The sequence below is a fragment of the Pseudomonas sp. P1.31 genome, assembly GCF_001269815.1.
Lineage (GTDB): Bacteria > Pseudomonadota > Gammaproteobacteria > Pseudomonadales > Pseudomonadaceae > Aquipseudomonas > Aquipseudomonas rustica.
Genome location: NZ_LHVN01000013.1, coordinates 12,633 through 36,078, shown reverse-complemented (window position 1 = coordinate 36,078; position 23,446 = coordinate 12,633). Strand labels below are relative to the sequence as shown.

The 23,446-nt window shown below is 61.9% G+C and carries 2 protein-coding genes; both read right to left on the bottom strand.

What is annotated here, in order from left to right:
* Window positions 1–42 precede the first annotated feature (42 nt).
* Window positions 43–12,372: a non-ribosomal peptide synthase/polyketide synthase gene (locus AD669_RS08920; RefSeq protein ID WP_053118846.1), complete on the bottom strand. Its 12,330-nt coding sequence runs from the start codon at window positions 12,370–12,372 to the stop codon at window positions 43–45.
* Window positions 12,372–23,444 carry a non-ribosomal peptide synthase/polyketide synthase gene (locus tag AD669_RS08915; protein ID WP_053118844.1) on the bottom strand — a complete coding sequence of 3,691 codons (11,073 nt, stop codon included), beginning with the start codon at window positions 23,442–23,444 and terminating at the stop codon, window positions 12,372–12,374. The genes AD669_RS08920 and AD669_RS08915 overlap by 1 nt, the downstream gene beginning before the upstream one ends.
* Window positions 23,445–23,446 lie beyond the last annotated feature (2 nt).

The window sequence follows — 23,446 nt, the reverse complement described above, 5'->3', positions numbered from 1 at the left end:
GCAAGGGCTCCTCTGTGTATAACGATGGATCAGGGCCAATACTTAGGCCGCTTGTGCGACACAGTGCTCGATCAGCGCCTCCAGTTCCGCCTGATACTCACGCATCAGCTGTTCGACGGTCTCGGCGCGGTAACGGCGAGTGCTGTAGATGCAGCGCAAGGCCAGGCGCCCGTCGAACACCTGACCGACCACTTCCAGCCAGTTGCCCAGCGCAGCATGCGGGCTGTAGCAACTGCCGTAGCTTTCTGCCGCCGGCACCAGCATGGCTTTGTCGTCAAAGCTTTGGTCGAATTGCCCCAAATAGTTGAAGGTCACGCGTGCCTGCGGTGCCTGACTCAAGGTCTCGGCCATCGCCCCGCCGCTCATGTGACGCAGCACGCCGTAGCCCAGACCTTTATTTGGCACCGCCGCCAATTGCCGCTGCACGGCGCGCACCGAGGTACCGATGTCGGCGTTTTCGCCGGGCATCAGGCGCACCGGGAACATGCTGGTGAACCAGCCCAGACTGCGGCTCAAGTCGATGTCCTTGACCAGATCTTCACGGCCGTGGCCCTCAAGCTGAATCAGCACCGAAGACTGCTCACTCCAGCGGCACAGCACCCGGCTCAGCGCCGCCAGCAGCACATCGTTGATCTGCGTCTGATACGCCGCCGGCACTTGCTTGAGCAGTTGCTGGGTGTGTTGTTCCGACAAGCCCAAATGCGCCACCGACTGGTATTGCACCTGATTCTTGCCGCGCGGGTTATCGCACGGCAACTCGCTGCCGGGCTGGTCGATCTGCGCCAGCCACCAAGCCTTTTCCTCCGGCGGATAATCCGCTGCGTAGGCTTGCAAACCTTCGGCCCAGGCGCGATAGCTGCTGGTGCGAATCGGCAGATTCGGTGAGCCACCGGCGCTGTACGCCTCGTAAGCCACCTGCAAATCCTGCAACAGCAAACGCCATGACACCGTGTCGATGACCAAGTGATGAATGACCATCAGCACACGACTTTCGCCATCAGGCAACGTCACGTGCGCCGTGCGCCACACCGGCCCATTGTGCAGATCGAGGCTGCGTTGCACCTGCTCGGCATACAGTTCCAGTTCGGCTTCATCGGCCACTTCGTGCTGCCACAGCAACGCTTCGTTGGCCCATTGCGCCTGCATTTCAGCCAGCGGTTGGTAATGCTGATAATGGCGCCCGCCGACATCGCTGAAGCGCAGACGCAGGGCGTCGTGTTGCTGCATCATTGCGCGCAGGGCCATTTCCAGCGCCGGCAAATTCAGTGCCTGCCGCGCACGCAATATCAGCGCCTGGTTGTAGTGATGCGGCTCGCTCATGCGTTGATCGAACAGCCATTGCTGGATCGGAATCAGGTTGAACTGCCCTTCCGCCGCCACCTGCGTCACGTCTTCCACCACGCTCGCCACTGCGCTCGAACGCTGTTCGAAAATCGCTTCGATGGTCTGTCCACGCATCAGGTCGCGCAGTTTCAGATCCATCTTCAGCTCCGCGTGGTTGCGCACCCGCGACACCACTTGCAGGCTGAGGATCGAGTCGCCACCCAGTTCGAAGAAGTTGTCGGTGATGCCCACCCGCTCGACTTGCAACACATCGGCCCAGACCTCGGCCAGCAGTTGCTCTTCACGGGTGCGCCCGGCCACATATTCCGCGCCCTTGAACTCGGGTTCCGGCAAGGCTTGGCGATCGAGTTTGCCGTTCGGCGTGACCGGTAGCGCGGCGAGACAGATCACCTGCGCCGGCACCATGTAGTCCGGCAGTTGCGCACGCAATTCGGACTTGAGTCGATCACCGATGGCCACACCCTGCGGCGTCACCACATAACCGATCAGTTGTTTACCCGAGGCACTGTTGCGGGCGATCACCAAGGCATCGCTGACGTCGGCGAGCTGACGCAGACTGGCTTCGATTTCGCCGAGTTCGATACGGAACCCGCGCACCTTGATCTGATGGTCGATGCGCCCGACGTAATCGAGCACACCGTCGGCACGCTGGCGCACCAGATCGCCGCTGCGGTACAGCCGATCGCCCGGCGGCCCGAACGGGTCCGGCACGAAACGCTCGGCGCTCAGATCCGGACGCTGGTAGTAGCCACGGGCGATACCCTGGCCGCCGATGTACAGCTCGCCGGCAATGCCCGGCGGCAGCGGGTTGAGATCTTCGTCGAGCACGTACAACGCACGTTCGCCAACAGCACGTCCGATCGGCGCGTACGCCGCTTCACAGCGTTCGCTGACCGGCACCTTCCACAGCATCGGCGTGACCACGGTTTCGGTCGGGCCATAACCGTTGGTAAAGAATTGCGGACGCAACGCCGCTTTCACTTGCTCAAAGGTTTGATCCGGCACCGCGTCGCCGCCGAAACAATATACGCGTACCGACGGCGGCGCCAATTGGCTGTGCGCGGCGTATTCGGCCAGTTGTTTAAGGTAGGCCGGCGGGAAACAGGCAATCGTGATGCCGTGCTGATGCAAGGCCTCGAAGGTCTGTTCCGGTGTCCACAAACTGGCGTCGCGAATCACCAGCGTGCCGCCGCTAAACAGCGTACTCAGCCAGCGCTCGTGGGCACCGTCGAAGGCAAACGACATGAAATGCAGCTCACGGGTGCGCTCGTCCATGTCGTATAGCTCGGCAATGGCCTGGCAGTGCATGCTCATCGGCCCGTGCGCCACCGCGACGCCTTTCGGCCTTCCGGTCGAGCCGGAGGTGTAAATCAGATACGCCAGATTGCCCGCGAGCAAGCCGCTGACCGGAGGTGTGTCGCGGTAAGCGCTGTCGTCGAATTCATCGATAGCCAGACGCGCCAGCCCCTCGACCACCGGCAAGCGATCTTGCACCTGCGTGTGGGTGAGCAGCAGCGCCATCGCCGAATCTTCGATCATGAACGCCAGACGCTCCGGCGGATAATCGATGTCCAACGGCACATACGCCGAAGCGCTTTTCATCACCGCCAGCAATGCCACGACCATTTCCACCGAACGCTCCAGCGCCACCCCGATAACCACTTCCGGCCCGGCACCCAGTTCGATCAGACGATGGGCGAGACGGTTGGCGCGACGCTCCAGCTCAGCGTAACTCAGCGTAGCGTCACCGCAGACCAGTGCCGTGGCCTCAGGCCGCAACTGCGCATGGCGGGCAATCAATTCGGGCAGCAACTGCGCCTGATAACTCGCCTCAGGCGCTGCGCTCCATTGTTCAAACGCTTGCCATTGCTGCGCGGACAACCGCTGCAGGTTGCCCAGGCACACGCTTGGCGCGGCGATCATCGCTTCAAGGGTGTCTTCCAGCGTGCGACGGATCTGCTCCACCGCCTCAAGGCTGAAGGCGTTACGCAGGAACAGATACTCGATGGACAGTTGCTCGCCGAGATTGACTGCCAGATCCATCGGGAAATTGGTCACGTCATGATTGCGTGACTCACCGAAGCTCAGACCGCTGTCCTGCTGCTCGCTAAGACGCTCGTCGATCGGGTAGTTCTCGAAGACGATGATGCTGTCGAACAAGCCCTGCCCGCCCAGCCCCGACCAGCGCTGAATGTCCGCCAACGGTGCATGGGAAAACTCGCGAATATCGGTGTTGTAAGCCTGCAGTTGCTGCAGCCACTGATCCAGCGGCTGTTCCGGCCGCAAGGTCTGGATCACCGGCAAGGTGTTGATGAACAGGCCAAGAATATTGTCGGCGTTGGCCAAACCGGCCGGGCGACCGGAAACGGTCGCGCCAAATACTACGGTGTTCTGCCCGGTAAAGCGTTGCAGCAACAGCAACCACGCCCCCTGAATCAACGTGTTCGGGGTGATTTGCAAGGCACGGCAAGCCTGCTGCAAACGCGCGGTTTGCGCCGCGTCCCACCGTGAATAAATCGCCTCGTGCCCCGGCAGTTCTTCGACATGCCGCGGGAACATCGCCTGATTCAGCGACGTCGCCTGCTCCAGCGGTTCTAGGCGACTGCGCCAGAAACTTTCCAGCGAACCCTGATCCTGACGTTGCAGCCACTCGATGAATTCACGATAGCGACCATTACGGCCCTGCACCTGGCCGTGGCTGTAGAACTGCATGACTTCGCCGAACAACCGCGAACTGCTCCAGCCATCCATCAGGATGTGATGGCAGGTCCAGATCATCTGGTAGCGATCGTCTTCCAGACGCAGTAGCAAGACGCGCTGTAATGGCGCCTGACTGAGGTCGAAACCGGCCAGATAATCGGCGGTCGCTCGTTCGGTGACGGCGGCTTCATTGATGTCTCGCACGCGCCAGTCTTCCACCGTCAGTTGCAACTCCACCTGACGATGGACGATCTGCACCGGGGTATTCGAGCCTTCCGGGAAGTGGAAACTGGTGCGCAAAATGTCTTCGCGGCCGATCACGTATTGCCACGCCTGTGCAAAGCGTTCGGTGTCCAGACCGTGCACCGGCAGGCTGATCTGGTTGATGTACAAACCGGAACTGTCGTCGGCCAAGGTGTGGAACAACATGCCGTCCTGCATCGGCGACAGTGGGTAAATATCCTCCACCTGCGCCACGGGCACCGGCAGACGATCCAGCTGCGGCTGGGTCAGACGCGCCAGCGGGAAGTCGGACGGCGTCAGGCCCAAGTGCTCCTGGGTGCAGCAATGCTCAATCAATTGCTCCAGCGCTACCGCGTAGGCATCGGCCAGTTGCTGAATCACCGCTTCGTCGAAGACATCGCGGCTGAACGTCCAGTCCAGCGACAACTGTCCGTTGAACACCCGGCCATCAATGGTCAGCCAGTTGCTCAAGGCGACGTCGTCGCCGTGCCCGGCCCCGCTGCCCTCTTCGCTCGGCACAAACAGTGCCTGCTCATCGAAGCTCTGGTCGAACTGGCCGAGGTAGTTGAAGGTAATCCGCGCTTGCGGCAATTGCGCCAGACGTTGCTGGACAGCGTCCGCACCGAGGTAGCGCAACACGCCATAGCCCAGACCTTTTTCCGGCACCGCGCGCAGTTGTTCCTTGATGCGCTTGATCGCTTCGGCTGGCTGTTTCGCCGGGGTCAGCAACACCGGGAACAGGCTGGTGAACCAGCCCACCGTGCGGCTCAGGTCGACGCCATCGAACAGCTCTTCGCGACCATGCCCCTCAAGCTGCACCAGACACGCCGGCTGCGCCGTCCACTGGCAAATCACTTGCGCCAGGGCGCTGAGCAACAGGTCGTTGACCTGAGTGCGATACGCCGACGGCGCCTGCTTGAGCAGACGATGGGTCTGCTCGGCATCCAGACGCGTATTGACCGAACGACCATGCACCGACGCCTGACTGCCCTCAGGACGACTGCGCGGCAACTCCGGCAAGGCCTGATCGAGTTGACGGCTCCAGTAGTCGAGTTCCTTGTTCAGCGTTTCGCTGTGCGCGTAAGCCTGCAACTGCTCGGCCCAGGTTTTGAACGCCGTGGATTTTGCCGGCAGCGTCACCGGTTGATTGGCACTGAGCTGACGATAAGCATTCTGCAAATCTTCCAGCAGCACGCGCCACGACACACCGTCCATCACCAGGTGATGGATCGCCAGGTGCAGACGTTCGCTGCCGTCCTGCACGGCAATCAATGTGCAGCGCAACAACGGGCCGTTTTGCAGATCGAGACTGCGTTGGGCCTGATCGGCGATGGCGACGATTTCGTCAGCGCCCTCGGCTGAGCGTTGCCAGATTTCCGACACCTGCTCGGTCGGCGCCTGATGGCTGGCCTGCCAGGCGCCATTGCTCGCCTGCACAAAGCGCAGACGCAAAGCGTCGTGATGCGCCACTACATTTGCGAGGGCTTGCTGCAAGTGCGCGACGTTCAGCGCCTCGCGCGGCGTTAGCATCACCGACTGGTTCCAGTGCTCGCGGTGCGGAATATCACTGGCGAAGAACCACTGCTGCATCGGCACCAGCGGACTGTCGCCGGTGACCGGGCCTTGATCGATCACCGCATCCTCAGTCGCCGTGGCCACGCGCGCCAGCGCTTGAATGTTCTGATGCAAAAACAGGTCTTTCGGGGTCAGGCCTATGCCCTGCTGTCGGGCGCGGCTGACCACTTGAATCGAGTTGATCGAGTCGCCACCGAGGGCGAAGAAATTGTCTGCCGTACCGACTTGAGCCACGCCGAGCACCGCTTGCCAGATCTGCGCCAGCGCTGTTTCGATCGCATTGATCGGCGCGACGAAAGCTTGCTGGGCTTCAGCCACGTCAGGTGCCGGCAGTGCCTTGCGGTCGAGCTTGCCATTGGGGCTCAGCGGCATGCTCTGCAACAGGGTCAAGTGCGCCGGCACCATGTGTTCCGGCAGGGTCTGGCGTAAATGCGCCTGCAGGGTTTCGCGCATCGACGGCCAGTCCGTCGCGTCAAATTCCGTGGCGACGACATAACCACTGAGGACTTTGCCGCTGCGGCTGTCCTGCGCGACGACCACCGCTTCACGCACGGCGTCATGTTCCAGCAGGCGCGCTTCGATTTCGCCCAGCTCGATACGGAAACCACGGATTTTCACCTGATGGTCGATGCGACCGATGTAATCGATCACACCGTTCGGGCGATAGCGCGCCAGATCGCCGGTGCGATACAGGCGCTCGCCGGCCACGAACGGACTGGCAACGAAGCGTTCGGCGGTCAATTCCGGACGACGGTGGTAGCCGCGCGCCAGGCCTTGGCCGCTGAGGTACAGCTCGCCATTGACGCCGCTCGGCACCGGATTGAGTTCGGCGTCGAGAATGTAGGTCATCAGGTTGGCAATCGGTTCGCCGATCGGCACCGCATCGCGACCTTCATCGCGGCAGGTCCAATGGGTCACGTCGATGGCCGCTTCGGTCGGGCCATAGAGGTTAAACAAACCGGCATTCGGCAATTTGGCGAAGACCTGTTGCTGCGCATCGACCGGCAGCGCTTCACCGCTGCAAACGATGCGAGTGAGGCTGGTGCAGCGGCTGACATGGGCATCGAGGACAAACGCTTGCAGCATCGACGGCACGAAATGCAGGGTAGTGATCGCTTCGCGCTCGATCAGGCTGACCAGTTTCGCCGGATCACGATGGTCGCCCGGTGCCGCGACGACCAGACGTACGCCGGTCATCAACGGCCAGAAAAACTCCCACACCGACACGTCAAAACTGAACGGGGTCTTTTGCAGCACACTGTCGCCAGCGCGCAGCTCATAGGCCTGCTGCATCCAGCACAAACGGTTAGTCAGCGCGCCGTGGCTGTTGCCGGCGCCTTTGGGTTTGCCGGTAGAGCCGGAGGTGTAAATCACGTACGCCAGGTTTTGAGCAGTCAGCGCCGGCGTCGGATTGCTTGAGGCAGCCTCGCCCAGCCACGCGTCATCGGCGTCGAGCAACAGCGTCTGCACGCGATCGGGAATCGGCAAGGTGTCGAGCAGCGCCTGCTGCGTCAGCAGCCACTGAATGCCGCTGTCATCGATCATGTACGCCAGACGTTCGGTCGGGTACTCCGGATCCAGCGGCACGTAAGCGCCACCAGCCTTGAGAATGGCTAACAAGCCAATAACCATTTCCAGACTGCGATGCGCCGAAATACCCACCAGCACATCCGGGCCGATGCCCCGTGCGATCAAGGCATGGGCCAAACGGTTGGCCAGCTCGTTCAGCTCACGGTAGGTCAGTAATTGCCCTTCGAACACCAGCGCCACCGCGTGCGGATCACGCTCGACCTGCGCTTCGATCAGATGATGCACCGGCTGCTGGTTCGGGTAGTCGGCAAACGTGTGGTTCCAGTCCTCGACGATCACTCGGCGCTGCGCCGCGTCGAGCATCGGCAGTTCGCCAATGCGTCGGGTCGGCTGCGCGACGATAGCGCGCAGCAGGTTGAGGAAATGTTCGCCGAGACGAGCGATGGTCGAAGGTTCGAACAGATCGCTGGCATACGACAGCGCCGCACTGATGCCTTCATCGAACTCGAAGGTGTCCAGCGTCAGGTCGAACTGCGCGGTGCCGGCGTCCCAGGTCAGTTCTTCGAGGCTCAGGCCTGGCAACGTCGAAACGGCGCGACGCGCATCGCTGGCATGGTTGAACATCACCTGGAACAACGGTGTATGACTCAGGTTACGAGCGGGTGCGAGCAATTCCACCAACTGCTCGAATGGCAGATCCTGATGCGCCTGCGCGCCCAATGCGCGCTGTTTGACCTGATCAAGCAACTGGTCGAAACGCAGGTTGCCGTCGATCTCAGCCTTGAGCACTTGAGTGTTGACGAAGAAGCCCAGCAGGCGCTCGGTCTCGACCCGGTTACGGTTAGCGATCGGTACGCCGACGCGAATATCGTTTTGCCCGGTGTAGCGATGCAACAGGGTCTGGAAGCTCGCCAACAACAGCATGAACAGCGTGATGTTGCGCTCTTTTGCCAGACGCTTGAGGCCTTCAGCCAGCGCCGGTTCCAGGCTGATCGGCAGACGCGCACCGCGATAGCTTTGCTGTGCCGGACGCGGATGATCGGTGGCCAATTCAAGAATCGGCTGTTCGCCGCCCAACTGCGCCGTCCAGTAATCCAGTTGCCGTTGCTGCTCCCCCGCCTCCAGCCATTGCCGCTGCCAGTGGCCATAATCGGCGTACTGGATCGGCAACGGCGTCAGCGCAGCCGGTTGACCCTGACTGAAACCGGCGTACAACTGCATCAGATCATCGACCATGATTTGCATCGACCAGGCATCAGAAACAATGTGGTGTTGGGTCAGGATCAGCACATGGTCGTCAACTGCCAATTGCAGGAGTTTGACCCGCAGCAGCGGCCCACGCTGCAAATCGAACAGTTGCCGGGTTTCGGCTTCGATCAACCCGCGCAGGCCTTGCGCGTCGAGCGCGGCATCGACCGCTGCAAGCGCAATGGTCACGGCAGCAGCATCTTCGATCACTTGCACCGGACGTTCGTTGTCCAGCACGAAGCGAGTGCGCAAACTTTCGTGACGCTCGACCAGCGCATCGAAGCTCTGTTGCAACGCCGCTGGATCCAGTGCGCCGCGCAAGCGCAGCGCCGCCGGGATGTGATAAGCGCTGCTGGTCGGATCCAGTTGCCAGAGGAACCACTGCCGCTGTTGCGCGAAAGACAAGGCCAGCGGCTGTTCTCGCGGAACGCGGCTGATCACCGATTCCTGCTCGGTCGACGCCGAGTCCATCGCTTGGACAAACCCTTGCAGACTGTTGTGGGCGAACAGCAGGCGCAGCGGCACTTGAATCTCGAGTTGCTGGCGGATGCGTGACACCACTTGCGTGGCCAGCAACGAATGACCGCCCAGTTCGAAGAAGTTGTCGCTCAGGCCAACGCGCTCGACCTTGAGAATCTCGGCCCAGATCGCCGCTACCGCCTGTTGCACCGGCGTCTCTGGTGCCACGTAGGTTTTGCGCCATTGACTGGCATCGGGTTTGGGCAATTGTTTGCGATCGAGCTTGCCGTTCGGCGTCCGCGGAAACCGCGCCAGCAGCACCATGTGCGCCGGCACCATGTAATCCGGCAGATTGATCTTGAGGCGTGCATTGAGGCTGTCGCGCAAACGGCTTTGTTCGTCGGCATCCAGCGTGCTCAGATCAGCACTCGGCACCACGTAAGCCACCAGCGCCTGACCACCCGGCGCACCCTGGGCCAGCACGGCGGCTTCGCGCACGGCGTCCTGTTCGAGCAGACGCGCTTCGATCTCGCCCAATTCAATGCGGAAGCCACGAATTTTCACTTGATGGTCGATGCGGCCGAGGTATTCGATGATGCCGTCGGCACGCTGCCGTGCGAGGTCGCCGGTACGGTACAGACGCTCGCCCGTCGCGGCATACGGATGCGGTACGAAACGTTCGGCCGTCAGCGCCGGTCGCTGAAAGTAACCGCGCGCCAGACCTTCACCGCCGATCAGCAACTCACCGGCCACGCCATAAGGCACCGGCAGCAAATCGGCGCCGACGATGTACAGCGAGGTGTTGTCGATCGGCCCGCCCAGCCACGGTTGTGCATCTTGCGAGCGCAGCGGATGCAACGCCGACCAGATCGTGGTTTCGGTCGGCCCGTAGAGGTTCCACACTTCACCGCCGAGGGCGAGCATGCGCACCGCCAGTTCCTGAGGCAGTGCTTCGCCACCGCACAGGCACTTGCAACCGCGCAGTTGCGCGGCGTTTTCGTTATCGAGCAGCATGCGCCAGGTCGACGGTGTTGCTTGCACCACGTTGACCTGCTCGGCAGCAATCAGCGCCAGCACCGCGTACGGATCCTGCGCGACCTCCTGCCCGGTCAGGACAATGCAGGCGCCAACCATCAGCGGCACATAGATTTCCAGGCCAAAAATATCGAAGGAGAACGTGGTCAACGACAGCGCGCGATCCTGCGCCACCATGCCCGGCGCCTTGGCCATGCTGACGACGAAATTGGTCAACGCAGCGTGGCGAACCATCACGCCTTTCGGCTGGCCGGTCGAGCCGGAGGTATAGATCGCGTAGGCCAGATGTTCGCCGTGCAGTCGTGTCGGCAGATCCTCGCCGGCAAAGCCGTCGAGCCAATCGCCCTGTTGATCCAGCACCAGCGTGGTGAGCGAGTTCGGCACGGGCAACTGGCTGAGCAGCGAGCTCTGCGTCAACAGCAAATCGATGCCACTGTCGTCGATCATGTACGCCAGACGATCCTGCGGGAACGCCGGATCCAGCGGCAGGTAGGCGCCGCCCGCCTTGAGGATCGCCAGCAGGCCCACCAACATGTGCGTGCTGCGCTCGACCGAAATACCGACCAGCACATCCGGCGCCACACCAAGGGTCTGCAGCTTGCGCGCCAACTGGTTGGCCCGGGCATTGAGCTGCGCGTAGCTCAAGCGCTCGCCATCAATCACCAACGCCGGAGCATCGGGGGTGCGCGCTGCTTGCGCTTCAAACAGCTGATGAACGAAGCCTTTTTCAGGTGCCGGCGCGACGCTGCGGTTACCGTCGTTGAGCTGCGCTTGATACTCGGCGGCGCTCAGCAGCGGCAGTTCGCCGATGGACTGGCCAGGATTGGTGACAATCCCGCGCAACAGGTTCTGCCAATGCCCGGCCATGCGTGCAACGGTGTCGGCGCCAAACAGGTCGGTGGCGTAGATCAGCGCCGCCGACAGGCCGTCGCTGTGCTCGACGGTTTCCAGGGTCAGATCGAACTGCGCGCTGTGGCTGTCCCAACGCAAACCCTCGACTTTCAAACCGCCCACCGGCGCTGCAGTCGACAGGCCTTGGGTCTGGTGATTGAACATCACCTGGAACAGCGGACTGTGACTGAGGTTGCGCTCGGGTTGCAGCGCTTCGACCAATTGCTCGAACGGCAGATCCTGATGCGCCTGCGCGCCCAGCGCAGTCTGCTTGACCTGTTGCAGCAATGCGCTGAACGCCTCCTGACTGTCGACCTCGCTCTTGAGTACTTGGGTGTTGACGAAAAAGCCGATCAGGCGCTCGGTTTCCACCCGATTACGGTTGGCCGTCGGCACACCGACGCGGATGTCGTTCTGACCGCTGTAGCGATGCAGCAAAGCCTGGAACGAGGCCAGCAGGATCATGAACAGACTGACCCCTTCGCGCTGCGCCATCTGCTTGAGGCCGCTGACCAACGCCGCGTCGATGTCCAGTTCCAGACGGGCACCGCGATAACTCATGACCGCCGGGCGGGCAAAATCAGTTGGCAATTCGAGCACCGGTTGCTGACCGCCGAGGCGCGCGATCCAATATTCGAGTTGACGCTCACGCTCGCCCGCCTCCATCCAGTGGCGCTGCCAGATCGCATAGTCGGCGTACTGGATCGGCAACTCGGGCAACACCGGCGCCTGCCCTTGAATGAACGCGGCGTAGCCTTTGACCAGTTCCTCAACCATCACCTGCATCGACCAGCCATCGGAGACGATGTGGTGCAAGGTCACGATCAGCACATGATCGTCGGGTGCCAGTTGCAGCAGACGTGTGCGCAGCAACGGCCCTTGTTGCAGGTCGAACAGTTGGCGGGTTTCTTCTTCGATCAAGTGGCGCAGTTGCGTGTCGTCCGGCCTCTGCGCCAGCACTTGCGCTTGCAGCTGCACTGGCGAAACCGCGTGGACTTGCTGCACAGCGTGCTCGCCGTTGAGCACGAAGGTGGTGCGCAGACTGTCGTGGCGCGCCACCAGCGCATGGAAACTTTTCTCCAGTGCAGCGACGTCCAGCGGCCCGCGCAAACGCAGGGCCGTGGGCATGTGGTACGCAGCACTGTCGGGATCCAGCTGCCACAGGAACCATTGGCGTTCCTGGGCGAAAGACAACGACAAGGTGTCGAACTCGGCACTGACAGGCGGAATCGGCAGGTTCGCCGGGGAAACGTCCTCTTCGAGCATTTTCTGCAAGTACAGGCGACGTTTTTCCAGCGGCAGCGTTATGAAGCGCCTGGCAATACGTTGTGCGACAGCGGTGTCCATCAAACCTCCTCAAATTCATCAAGCAGCGCTTCAAGCTTGCTCAATTTCGACGTGCTCATTTGCTCGCCGGACTGCTCGAGTTGCGCGACAAACGCACCCAGCACCGGGAATTGGAATATCAGTTGGGGCGTCAGCTTCAGGCCCAGTTCGAGTTGCAGGCGCGAGACCACATTGACCACCAGCAGTGAGTGCCCGCCGAGTTCAAAGAAGTCGTCAGCCAGCCCGACCTGGTCGATTTTCAGTACGTCCTGCCAGATCACCGCGACCTTGCATTCCAGCTCGCTCTGCGGCGCCAGATAAACCGACTGATGCGCGCGAGTGTCCGGTGCTGGCAAGGCCTTGCGATCGAGTTTGCCGTTAGGCGTCAGCGGCAATTGGTCAAGGAAGATCAGGTGGGTCGGCACCATGAAATCCGGTACCTGCCGGGCCAATTGCGCTTTGAGTTGTTCGGCCAGAGGCGCCGCGTCGAGGCTGTTGTCGTGGCTGACCAGATACGCGACCAGGTTCGGCCCGCTCAGTTCTTCCCGCGCCAGCACTACCGCATCACGCACTTCAGGCAGCGCTTGCAAGCGCGCTTCGATTTCACCGAGTTCGATGCGCAGACCGCGAATCTTCACTTGATGGTCGATACGACCGATGTATTCGATCACGCCGTCTTCGGCATAACGCGCCAGGTCGCCGGTGCGGTACAGACGACCGCCGAAACCGGCGAACGGATCCGGAATAAAGCGTTCGGCAGTCAGTGCGCCGCGCTGGTGATAACCACGGGCCAGAGAATCACCGGCGATGTACAACTCCCCCGTCGCACCGATGGCGCAAGGTTGCAGCGCCGCGTCCAGCACGTAGGTGCGCACGTTGTTGATCGGGCGCCCGATCGGCATGATTCGCGCGTCGTCTGCGACCGTGCGCGGCACCGTGTGGCTGCTGGTGTCGATGGTCGCTTCGGTCGGGCCGTAGAGATTGCGCAACTCACCGTCGAACAGCGCCATCACTTCACGTGAAAGGTGCGCACTCAGGGCCTCGCCACCGCACAGCAACAGGCGCAACGAAGCCAGTTGCTCACGCGTCGCCAGCGGCAGCAACGCTTGCAACAGCGACGGCGCCATTTGCAGCACGCTGATGCGCAGTCGCGCGACGTCGGCCCACAGCGTGGTCAGGTCGAGATTGAATTGCGCCGAGGCCAGCACCAGTTGCGCGCCGTTCATCAGCGGCAGCCAGAATTCCCAGACCGACGCATCGAAGCTGATCGCGGTTTTTTGCAGGACGCGATCCGCAGGCGTCAGTTGCAGGCATTCCTGCATCCACTGCATGTGGTTGCTCAGGCCGCCATGGCGCAGGGTCACGCCCTTCGGCTGGCCGGTGGAGCCGGAGGTGTAGATCACGTAGGCGAGGTTGTGCTCATCGATCAGCACCTGCGGATCGCGCTCGCTGTAAGCATCCAGCCAATGCGCCGGCTGATCGAGCAACAGCGTGGTCACTGCGACATCGGCAAAACGTGGTTGCAGACTGGTTTCAGTCAGCAGCAGGACAATGCCGCTGTCCTCGATCATGTAGGTCAGACGATCCTGCGGATACGCCGGATCCAGCGGCACATAGGCGCCGCCAGCCTTGAGAATCGCCAGCAAGCCGACCACCATTTGCACGCCACGCGACATCGCCAGACCGACCAATACGTCGGGGCCGACGCCGCGCTCGATCAAGGCATGGGCCAAACGGTTGGCCTGGGCATTGAGTTGCGCATAGGTCAGCGTGGTCTGCTCGGTCACCAGCGCCACGGCATCCGGCGTCAGCCGTGCCTGCGCTTCGATGCATTGCTGCACCTGATGGCGCTCGGCCGTTGCGACAGTCGTGGCGTTCCAGTCGCGCAACAACAGCGTGCGCGTGACATCGCCTAGCAAGTCGATCTCGCCAAGGCTGCGGCCGGCCGGCGCGCTCACCATCTGCGCGAGCACGTGTGCCACCTGCTCAGCCAGGCGCTCGACGGTGTGTGTAGGGAAAGCAGCGTGGGCATAAGTAAAGTGCAGACTCAGGGTGTCATTGTGATTAACGGCCAGGGTCAACGGGAAATTAGTCTGTTCCTGATTGTCTACGGTGCCGAAGCTCAACCCAGACGGTGCCTGCGCTTGCAGCGCGTCCGACAGCGGGTAGTTTTCGAACACCAGCAAGGTGTCGAACAAGTCCTCGCCGCCCTGCCCGGCCCAGCGCTGAATCTCGAACAGCGGCGTGTGCTCGTGCTCGCGCAGGGCGACGTTTTGCGCCTGCACCTGTTGCAACAAGGCCGACACCGATTGCTCCGGCCGAGGACTGGCGATGACCGGCAAGGTGTTGATGAACAGGCCGATCTGCTGCTCGATGCCTCTGAGCTCGGTCGGCCGCCCGGACACGGTCGCACCGAAAGCCACGGTGGCATGCCCGGTGTAGTGCTGCAGCAGCATCAGCCAGGCGGCCTGGATGACGGTGTTGAGGGTGACTTTCTGCGTACGCGCAAATTCACTCAGGGCTTGGGTCTGCACCTTGTCCAACCAGTGGTAGTGACTGGCGTGGCTGCTGGCGAACGCCGCTTCGTCAACACCGAAACGGGTTTCGGCGAGACGGGTCGGCGCCTCGAACGAATGCAGTTGCTCCAGCCAGAACGCTTCACTGACCTTGGTATCGCGCCCTTGCAGCCAACTGATGTAGTCGCGGTAGCGCCCGGCCTGACGCGGCAAGGTCTGGCCGTCATAACGCTGCAGCACTTCGCCGAGCAACTGCGAATTGCTCCAGCCATCCATCAGGATGTGGTGATGGGTGTAGATCAGGTGATAACGCTGCGCGCCGGTCTGCACCAGCACCAGACGCAACAACGGTGCGCAGGCCAGATCAAAGCCCTGCGCCAGCTCTGCCGAAGCCAGTTCAGCGAGTGCTGACGTGACATCGGCGCGAGCGCTCCAGTCCAGCGACGTGAAGGGCACGCGCACCTGTTTGTGCACCACTTGCAGCGGGCGCTCGCTGCCCTGCCAAATAAAGCTGCTGCGCAGAATATCGTGGGCATCGACGGCGGCCTGCCAGGCATTTTCGAAACGTTGTGGATCGAGGCCTTCGATGTCCAGGCACATCTGGTTGATGTAATGCCCGCTGCCGTTTTCATAGAGGCTGTGGAACAACATGCCCTGCTGCATCGGCGCCAACGGATAGATGTCATCCACCGCACGCGCCGGCAGTGCCAGACCATCAAGCTGCGCCTGAGTGAAGTCGGCCAACGGGAAGTCCGACGGCGTCATGCCCTGATTGCTCGGCTCGCAGCAATGCGCGATCAACAGCGCCAGTTCAGCGGCATAGTCATCGGCCAGTAGCTGGATCAGCGCCGGATCGAACTGCTGACGACTGAACGTCCAGCCCAGATTCAACGCACCGTCGAACACCTGACCATTGAGGGTCAGCCAGTTGCCGAGTGAGGTCAGCGGGCTCTGCTCGTCGCCGGCGCCTTCGCTGGCGGGGCTGAACAACGCGCCCTGCGCTTCATCGAAGCTAGCGTCGAACTGGCCGAGGTAGTTGAAGGTGATGCGCGGCTGCGGCAGCGCCTGCAACGCTGCACGAGTGGCGTCGTCACCGAGAAAACGCAGCGCACCGAAACCGACGCCTTTATCGGGAATCGCGCGCAAGCCCTGCTTGATCGACTTGATCGAATCGGCGAGGTCAGCCGCCGGGGTCAATTTCACCGGGAACATACTGGTGAACCAACCGACGGTGCGGGTCAGATCGATGTTGGTGAACAATTCTTCGCGGCCATGGCCTTCCAGCTCGATCAAGGTGCTGGCGTGCCCGCTCCAGCGGCAAATCACCCGCGCCAGCGCGGTCAGCAACAGGTCGTTGACCTGCGTGCGATACGCCGCCGGGGCTTCTTGCAGCAGTTGTCGGGTCAGTTGCTTGTCCAGTCGCGTATCGACGGTGACAGCCTGACTATTGAGCGCGCCCGCCTCTGGATCGAGGCACGGCAAGTCGCCTTGCACATCGCTCAACTGCGCCTGCCAGTAAGCCAATTGTTCTTGCAGTTCGGCGCTGCGGGCGTGGCCCTGCAACTGTTCGGCGAAGGCTTTGACCGAGCTGGTCTTGGCCGGCAGTTGCACAGCCTGCACGGCGTGCAGTTGGTTGTAAGCGGTTTGCAGATCGTCGAACAGAATCCGCCACGACACGCCGTCCACCGCCAGGTGATGGATCACCAACAATAGCCGTTGAGTACCATCGGCGAGGTTCGCCAACACCCCGCGCAGCAACGGCCCGGCTTGCAGATCCAGACTGCGCTGGGCCTGATTGGCCAGGGTTTCCAGCGCGGCGACGTCGGCGACTTCGCGCACCCACAGCAGGTTTTCCGACGCCGCTTGACGGTACTCGGCGCGCCAGCCTTCAGCGCTTTCGCTGAACGACAGACGCAAGGCATCGTGATGCTGCACCAGGGCCTGCAAGGCTTGTTCGACAAGCTCGGCTTGCAACGCGCTGGCCGGTTTCAGCAGTACCGACTGGTTGTAGTGGTGACGCTCGGGAATCGCCTCGGCGAAGAACGCTTGCTGGATCGGCAACAGCAGCGCGGCGCCCTGAACCGGGGCCTGATCGATTGCTTGCTGGTCAGTGCCGGTCTGCGCCACTGAAGCCAGCGCCTGTACGGTCTGATGCTGGAACAGATCTTTCGGCGAGAAACGAATGCCCGCCGCGCGTGCACGACTGACCACCTGAATGGAGATGATCGAGTCGCCGCCGAGTTCGAAGAAGTTATCGCTGAGGCCGACACGCTCAAGTTTCAGCACGTCCTGCCAGATCGCCGCGATCTGTTGTTCCAGCTCGCTTTGCGGCGCGACGTAATCCTGTTGCACCTGACTGGCGTCCGCTGGCGGCAGCGCTTTGCGGTCGAGCTTGCCGTTGGCGGTCAGCGGCCATTGTTCGAGGAACAACAGGTGCGTCGGCACCATGTAATCCGGCAGATCGGCCTTGAGTTGTGCCTTGAGTTGTTCGCGCAAATCGGCTTCGTTGTCGACGCTGTGCGCGGCAATCACGTAGCCGACCAGTTGCTGACCGCTCGGCCCGTCTTGCGCCAACACCACCGCTTCGCGCACGGCATCGAGGGCATTCAGGCGTGCTTCGATTTCGCCGAGCTCGATACGGAAACCACGGATTTTCACCTGATGGTCGATACGTCCGACGTACTCGATCACGCCGTCGCTGCGGTATTGCGCAAGGTCGCCGGTGCGGTACAGGCGCGCCCCGCTCTCGCCGAATGGATCGGGGATAAAGCGCAGTGCAGTGAGGTCACCACGGTTCAGATAACCGCGCGCCAGACCGGCACGGCCGACGTACAGCTCACCGATGCAACCCTTGGCGACCGGGTTCAGTTCGCCGTCGAGCACGTACCACGACAGGTCGGCGATTGGTTCGCCGATCGGGCTGTTGGCGTCCTGCTCAAGATCCGCCACCGACAATGGACGATACGTCACGTGCACGGTGGTTTCGGTGATGCCGTACATGTTGATCAGTTGCGGGGTGGTATCGCCGAAGCGCTCGAACCATGGGCGCAGGGATTTCACGTCCAGCGCTTCGCCGCCAAACACCACGTAACGCAAGGCATTCGCCCGCGAATCGGCGCAAGCCACGTGCATCAATTGCTTGAACGCCGATGGCGTCTGGTTGAGCACGGTGACCCCGGCGTCGCAGAGCAGCGCATGGAAGTCCTGCGGCGAACGGCTGACATCGTACGGCACCACAAGTAGTTCGCCGCCGTGCAGCAACGCACCGAAAATCTCCCACACCGAGAAGTCGAATGCATAGGAATGGAACAGGCTCCAGACATCTGTCGGGCCGAAACCGAACCACGGCTCGGTGGCTTCGAACAGGCGCAGGATGTTCTGATGCGGCAGCAACGTGCCTTTGGGTTTGCCGGTCGAACCGGAGGTGTAAATCACGTAAGCGAGGTTCGACGACGCCATCGTCACCTGTGGATCGGCGTCGGCAAATGCGCTGACATCGCTGTCCAGCAGCAAGGTCTTCACGCCTTCTGGCACTGGCAATTGACCGGCCAGCGCGGTCTGGCTCAGCAGCAACTGAATACCGCTGTCCTCGATCATGTAAGCCAGACGATCCTGCGGATAAGTCGGGTCGAGCGGCACGTACGCGCCGCCAGCCTTGAGGATCGCCAGCAGGCCGACGATCATTTCCAGACCACGCTCGGCGGCCAGACCGACCAGCACGTCCGGGCCGACGCCGAGGGCGATCAACTGATGAGCACGGCGGTTGGCCTGACGATTGAGTTCGCCGTAGCTCAGGGTCTGCTCGTTGAAACGCACGGCGATTGCATCGGGACGCAGACGCGCCTGTTCTGCAATCAAGTGATGCGCGCAGGCTTTAGTCGGGAAGCTGCGTGGATTCGGATTCCATTGGGCGATGTTCTGTTGCTGCTCGCTGGCGTCCAGCAACGCCAGTTCGCCGATACGTTGCTGCGGGTCGGCGACGATGCCGTGCAGCAGGTTCAGCCAATGCCCGGCCATGCGCTGCACCGTCGCGGCGTCGAACAGGTCGGTGGCGTAGGTCAGTGCGGCGCTGAGTTGGCCATCTGCCTCAAGAGTGTCGAGGGTCAGGTCGAACTGCGCGGTCTGGCTGTGCCAATCCTGCGCTTCGATGATCAGCCCCGGCAACGCCGGCAGGGCCTGACGCCCGGCACTCTGATGGTTGTACAACACCTGAAACAGTGGGCTGTGACTCAGATTGCGTTCCGGACGCAGCGCCTCGACCAATTGTTCGAACGGCAGATCCTGATGCGCCTCGGCACCGATGGCGGCGTGTTTGACCTGCGCCAGCAGAGCACTGAAATGCTGCTGCGGATCAACCTCGGCCTTGAGCACTTGAGTGTTGACGAAGAAGCCGATCAGGCCTTCGGTCTCGACCCGGTTGCGGTTGGCAATCGGCACGCCAACGCGAATGTCCGACTGATTGCTGTAGCGATGCAAAAGGCTCTGGAACGAGGCTAGCAATAGCATGAACAGCGTGCTGCCCTCGCGCTGGGCCAGTTGCCGCAGTTGCTGGCTGAGCAGCGGCGGCAGGTCGATGGCCAGACGTGCGCCGGCAAAACTCTGCCGCGCCGGACGCGGACGATCAGTCGGCAGTTCCAGCAAAGGCTGCTCACCGCCGAGTACGCCAGTCCAGTAATCGAGCTGGCGCTCACGCTCGCCGGCCGCCATCAATTGGCGCTGCCAGACCGCATAATCGGCGTACTGAATCGGCAGCTCGGCCAACTCGACCGAGTGACCCTGGCTATACGCGGCGTAGCGCTGAATCAATTCCTGCACCAGCAGTTGCATCGACCAGCCATCGGAGACGATGTGATGCTGGGTCAACACCAGCACATGTTCTTCGCGCGCCACTTGCAACAAACCGACGCGTAGCAGCGGACCGTTTTGCAGGTCGAACGGCTGGCTGATCTGGCGCTGCACATAGGCCTGAGTCTGCTCGGCAGCATTGCCCGAAGTGCAGTCAAGAATCTCCGGCAGCAGGATCGGTGCCTGTTCGGCATGAATCACCTGGAACGCTTGTTCATCGACCTGTACGAAGGTCGTGCGCAGGCTTTCGTGGCGCTGGATCAGCTCGGCAAAACTGCGTTGCAGCGCGTTCAGATCCAGCGCGCCGTGAATACGCAGCGCCGCCGGAATGTGGTACGCCGCGCTCGCTGGCTCCATTTGCCAGAGGAACCACTGACGCTGCTGGGCAAACGACAACGGTAGTTGTACTTGATCACGCGGCGCCCGAGGGATGCTCGCAGGCTTGGCCACTTGAGTTTGTTCCAGCGCGGCAACGCAGGCTTTGAGGCTGGCGTTTTCGAACAACTGGCGCAGTTGCAGGTTGAGGCCAAGGGTCTGGCGGATGCGCGAAACCATTTGCGTGGCCAACAGTGAATGGCCGCCGAGTTCGAAGAAGTTGTCGGTCAGGCCGACACGCTCAAGTTTCAGTACGTCCTGCCAGATCGCGGCAATCTGTTGTTCCAGCTCGCTTTGCGGCGCGACGTAATCCTGCTGAACTTGACTGACGTCCGCTTGCGGCAGCGCTTTGCGGTCGAGTTTGCCGTTGGCGGTCAGCGGCCATTGTTCGAGGAACAGAAGGTGCGTCGGCACCATGTAATCCGGCAGATCGGCCTTGAGTTGAGCTTTCAGTTGTTCGCGTAAATCGGCTTCGTTATCGACGTTGTGCGCGGCAATCACGTAGCCGACCAGTTGCTGACCGCTCGGCCCGTCTTGCGCCAACACCACCGCTTCACGCACGGCATCGAGGGCGTTCAGGCGTGCTTCGATTTCGCCGAGCTCGATGCGGAAACCGCGGATTTTCACCTGATGGTCGATACGTCCGACGTACTCGATCACGCCGTCGCTGCGGTATTGCGCAAGGTCGCCGGTGCGGTACAGACGCGCCCCGCTCTCGCCGAATGGATCGGGGATAAAGCGCAGTGCAGTGAGGTCGCCGCGATTCAGATAACCGCGCGCCAGACCGGCGCGGCCGACGTACAGCTCGCCGATGCAACCCTTGGCCACCGGATTGAGTTCGCCGTCGAGCACGTACCACGACAGGTCGGCGATTGGCTCGCCGATCGGGCTGTTGGCGTCCTGCTCAAGATCCGCCACCGACAATGGACGATACGTCACGTGCACGGTGGTTTCGGTGATGCCGTACATGTTGATCAGTTGCGGGGCAGCATCGCCGAAGCGTTCGAACCACGGGCGCAGGGATTTCACGTCCAGCGCTTCGCCGCCAAACACCACGTAACGCAAGGCATTCGCCCGAGCATCAGCGCAAGCCACGTGCATCAATTGCTTGAACGCCGACGGCGTCTGGTTGAGCACGGTGACCCCGGCGTCGCACAGCAGCGCATGGAAGTCCTGCGGCGAACGGCTGACGTCGTACGGCACCACAAGTAGTTCGCCGCCGTGCAGCAACGCACCGAAAATCTCCCACACCGAGAAGTCAAAGGCGTAGGAATGGAACAGGCTCCAGACGTCCGTCGGGGCGAAACCGAACCACGGCTCGGTGGCTTCGAACAAACGCAAAATATTCTGGTGCGGCAGCAACGTGCCTTTGGGTTTGCCGGTCGAACCGGAGGTGTAAATCACGTAAGCGAGGTTCGACGACGCCATCATCACCTGTGGATCGGTGTCGGCGAACGCGCTGACATCGCTGTCCAGCAACAAGGTCTGCACGCCGTCCGGCACCGGCAGTTGACCGGCCAGCGCAGCCTGGCTCAGCAGCAGTTGAATGCCGCTGTCCTCGATCATGTAAGCCAGACGATCCTGCGGATAAGTCGGGTCGAGCGGCACGTACGCGCCGCCAGCCTTGAGGATCGCCAGCAGGCCGACGATCATTTCCACACCACGCTCGGCAGCCAGACCGACCAGCACGTCCGGGCCGACACCGAGGGCGATCAACTGATGAGCACGGCGGTTGGCCTGACGATTGAGTTCGCCGTAGCTCAGGGTCTGCTCGTTGAAACGCACGGCGACCGCGTCAGGCCGCAGACGTGCCTGCTCGGCAATCAGTTGGTGCGCGCAGGCTTCGCTCGGAAAGCTGCGTGGATTCGGGTTCCATTCGGCGATGTTCTGTTGCTGCTCGCTGGCGTCCAGCAACGGCAGTTCGCCGATGCGTTGCTGCGGGTCGGCGACGATGCCGTGCAGCAGGTTCAGCCAATGCCCGGCCATGCGCTGCACCGTGGCGGCGTCGAACAGGTCGGTGGCGTAGGTCAGGGTGGCTGCCAGTGCGCCGTCAGCCTCATGTGTATCGAGGGTCAAATCAAACTGCGCGGTGTGCGAACTCCAGTCGAGGCTTTCGACTTGCAGCCCCGGCAGTTGCAACGCCTGCGCCGCCGTGCCGCCCTGGTGGTTGAACATCACCTGGAACAGCGGGTTGTGGCTCGACTGTCGATCCGGTGCGAGGGCATGCACCAGTTGCTCGAACGGCAGATCCTGATGCGCTTGCGCGCCCAACGACGCCTGTTTGACCTGGGCCAGCAATGCCTTGAAGGGCATGCTGCCCTGCACCTGAGCGTCCAGCACCTGGGTGTTGACGAAGAAGCCGATCAGGCCTTCGGTTTCGACCCGATTACGGTTGGCCACCGGCACGCCGACGCGGATATCCGCCAGACCGCTGTAGCGATGCAGCAAGGCCTGGAACGACGCCAGCAAGACCATGAACAACGTCATGCCTTCACGCTGGGCCAACTGTTTCAGACGTTCGCTCAGCTCGCTGCCAATGCTCAGATCCAGACGCGCGCCGCGATGACTTTGCACCGCCGGACGCGGACGATCCGTGGGCAATGGCAGAACTTCGCCGCCATCGCCCAGACGCTCGGTCCAGTACGCCAGTTGCCGCTCCAGCTCACCGGCCTCCATCCACTTGCGCTGCCAGATCGCGTAATCCGCGTACTGGATCGGCAAAGCCGCGAGGTTGGCTGGCTGGCCACTGCTGTGCGCGGCGTAGAGTTTGACCAGATCATCGACCATGATCTGCGCCGAAGCACCATCGCAAATAATGTGATGTTGGGTCAGCACCAGCACATGATCATCCGGCGCGATTTGCAGCAGCTTGACCCGCAGCAACGGGCCTTGTTGCAGGTCGAACAGCGTGGCGATTTCAGCGTCGATCAACGCCTTGAGGCCTGCATCGTCGGGCGGCGTGTCCAGCACCTGCGCAGTCAGCGGCAGACTAAGTCGCGGCTGGACTACCTGAATCGGGCCGTCCGCGCCATCGACAAACACCGTGCGCAGCACTTCATGGCGTTCGAGCAAGGCATCGAAACTGCGCTGCAACGCCGACAGATCAAGAGCACCGCGCAAACGCAACGCCGTCGGCACATGGTAAGCGGCGCTGTGCGGGTCGAGTTGCCAGAGGAACCACTGACGCTCCTGCGCGAACGACAAGCCAATCGTTTCAAACTCATCGCGCACCGGGGGAATCGGCAACGCCGCAAAGCTCATGTTCTTGCTCTGCATTTTTTGCAGAAACGCTTGCCGTTGGGCGAGCGGCAAACGGATGAATCGCTGAACCAGAGACAGGTTATCGAGCTGAGTCATTT